The 2,123-nt window shown below is 71.8% G+C and carries 5 protein-coding genes; 4 read left to right on the top strand and 1 reads right to left on the bottom strand.

Translation table 11 applies throughout. The features are described 5' to 3' along the window. On the top strand, nt 1–476 hold a 476-nt coding region (locus D588_RS0113855), incomplete at its 5' end, for a PDZ domain-containing protein (protein ID WP_026143705.1). A 10-nt stretch (nt 477–486) separates the two neighbouring features. On the opposite strand, the gene D588_RS0113850 is transcribed toward D588_RS0113855, so the two are convergent. Then, entirely contained in the window at nt 487–714 is a 228-nt protein-coding gene (locus D588_RS0113850) for a hypothetical protein (protein ID WP_017916407.1), read from the bottom strand. 174 nt (nt 715–888) lie between these two features. Here D588_RS0113850 and D588_RS0113845 point away from each other — a divergent pair, with 174 nt between their 5' ends. The 3 genes from D588_RS0113845 to D588_RS0113835 all read left to right on the top strand — a co-directional run. Then, on the top strand, nt 889–1,260 hold the full coding sequence (locus tag D588_RS0113845) for a hypothetical protein (protein WP_010340149.1): 372 nt from the start codon (nt 889–891) through the stop codon (nt 1,258–1,260). A gap of 7 nt (nt 1,261–1,267) precedes the next feature. Next, the gene (locus tag D588_RS0113840; protein WP_017908931.1) at nt 1,268–1,744 is read left to right on the top strand and encodes a hypothetical protein; all 477 of its coding nucleotides are present in this window, start codon (nt 1,268–1,270) and stop codon (nt 1,742–1,744) included. Then, nucleotides 1,741–2,123 (top strand): hypothetical protein (locus D588_RS0113835; RefSeq protein WP_017916406.1); only part of this gene is annotated, 383 nt, incomplete at its 3' end. The genes D588_RS0113840 and D588_RS0113835, both read left to right, overlap by 4 nt.

Here is a 2,123-nt window from a genome sequence, read left to right as displayed (position 1 = left end):
GCTCGGCGGCCGCGGCCGCCGGGCTGCAGCCGGGCGACGTGATCACCGGCGCCAACGGCGAGCGCCTGGACAGTGCCGAGGCGCTGCACAACTACGAAGGCCTGCAGCCGGTGGGCAGCACGGTGATCCTGGACGTGCGCCGCGACGGCAAGCCGCTGCAGCTCAAGGCCACGCTCAAGGAACAGCCGCGCGCGATCAGCGGCGAGTCGCTGGATCCGCGGCTGAGCGGCGCCACCTTCGCCGACCTGCCCGAATCGCTGCGCCAGTCCGGCATCTCCGGCGTGCTGATCGGCAACGTGGCGCGCGGCAGCCGTGCGGCGCGCAACGGCCTGGCCAGCGGCGACATCGTGGTGGCCGCCTCGGTCGGCGAATTCGCCGACCTGGCCAGCTACCGCGCCAATTTCGCGCGCAAGCCGGCGCAACTGGTGCTGCGCGTGGTGCGCGGCGGCGCGCAGGCCGACCTGGTCATGCAGTGAGCCGGCGCGCTCAGTCCAGGCGCGCGGCGTAATCGTCGCGCACGTGCTGGTTCAAATAGGTGGTGAGGCCGCGCCCGGCCGCGGCCAGGCGCTGCATCTCCATGACATGGAGCAGGCCGGGATGCTGGCGGTCGTAGCGGTAGGTGGCGCCGTCGGCGAAGCGCAGCACGATCCAGTCCGGGCCGCTGTCGTAGGCGACCACCCCGGCATGGCCGCTCCGATTGCCGTACGCGTGCATGACAGTTCCTCCGGGACTTGGCTGCTCGCCGGCGAGCGCCGACACTATGGCGCACCGCGTGCGGCGACGAGCTAACACCCCGTACACCCCGCCGATGGTATTGGTGTCGCCCCGTTCTGCGCAGCGTCCGCATTGGCGGACGGCAGGCCCCCAAACCCCAGAGGAGACATGCCCATGAATGCCAGCCCGACCAATACCGAGAACCTCAAGGACAACCTGAGCGAAGCCGGCGCGCACCTGAAGTCCGCGGCCAGCTATGCCGGCGACGCGATCAAGGGCGCTGCCGGTGCCGCCGGCGAAGAACTGAAGCTGGGCAAGGCCAACGTCAAGGCCGAGCTGTCCGACAGCGCGCTGTCCGGACTGGCGGCGGCCGAGTTCGGCGGTGCGGCGGCGAAGGAGCAGGTGGACGTGCTGCTGGACAAGGGCCGCGACCTGATCGACAGCGCTGCCGAACTGATCCGCGAGCGTCCGCTGGCCTCGTTCGGCGTGGCCTTCGCCACCGGCTGGATCATCGCCAAGCTGGCGCGCAGCGGCGGCGACAAGTAAGCCGCGCGTGAGCGAGGAGCAGGCCCGCACCGACGGCGCCGCGGCGGACGCCGCGGCCGCACCGTCGCTGGAGGAATCCTTCCGCGCGCTCGGCACGGCCGGGCGCGAAGGACTCAATGCCACCCTGGACACCGGCCGCGCGCTGCGCAAGCTGGTGGCCGCGGACTTCGCCCTGGCCCGCGCCGCACTGGCGCGGGCGCTGGTGTGGTTGACCGTGTCGGTGGCGTTCGGCGCCTCGGCCTGGATGCTGCTGATGGGCGCGATGATCGCCCTGCTGCAGCGCATGGGCTGGTCGTGGCTGGCGTCGATCTCGGCGACCGCGGCCTTCAGCCTGGTGGTCACCGCGCTCGGCGCGTGGCAGGCGCTGCGTTACTTCGACATGAGCAAGCTCGACGCCACCCGCCGCCAGTTGGCCAAGCTGGGCATCGGCGGCGACGACGAGGACGGCGACGAGGATGTCGCCAAGCGCGAGGCCACGCCATGACCCTGCGGCAATTGCAGCACCGCATCGCCCGCGCCGAAGCGGTGCTGGAAGGACGCCAGGAGCAGGTGCGCACGCACTGGACGACCTTGCAGCAGGTCTGGCGCGAAGGCTGGACACCATGGCGGATCGTGATCGTCGGCCTCGGCACCGGCTTCCTGGTCGGCCGCGCCGAACCGGCGGCGGTGGTCGGCAAGCTCGGTGGCGCGCGCTGGCTGCAGATGCTCAGCGCGCTCTCCAGCCTGATCAACGCCACCACCGCCAAGGGCGCGTCCGATGACGCCGAGCGCGCCTCCGACGATGCCGAGGAAGCGGCGGACACCGCACAGGATGCGGCCGTGGATGCCGCCACCCAGGCCCCGCCTCCCGTTGCACCCGTTCC

Source organism: Xanthomonas sp. SHU 308, from assembly GCF_000364645.1.
GTDB classification, from domain to species: Bacteria; Pseudomonadota; Gammaproteobacteria; order Xanthomonadales; family Xanthomonadaceae; genus Xanthomonas_A; species Xanthomonas_A sontii.
This window is presented reverse-complemented; position numbering and strand designations above follow the sequence as displayed.

Coding starts and splice junctions, on each gene's coding strand:
- D588_RS0113850 (WP_017916407.1), bottom strand. CDS start 714: ATGCACGCGTACGGCAATCGGAGCGGCCATGCCGGGGTGGTCGCCTAC.
- D588_RS0113845 (WP_010340149.1), top strand. CDS start 889: ATGAATGCCAGCCCGACCAATACCGAGAACCTCAAGGACAACCTGAGC.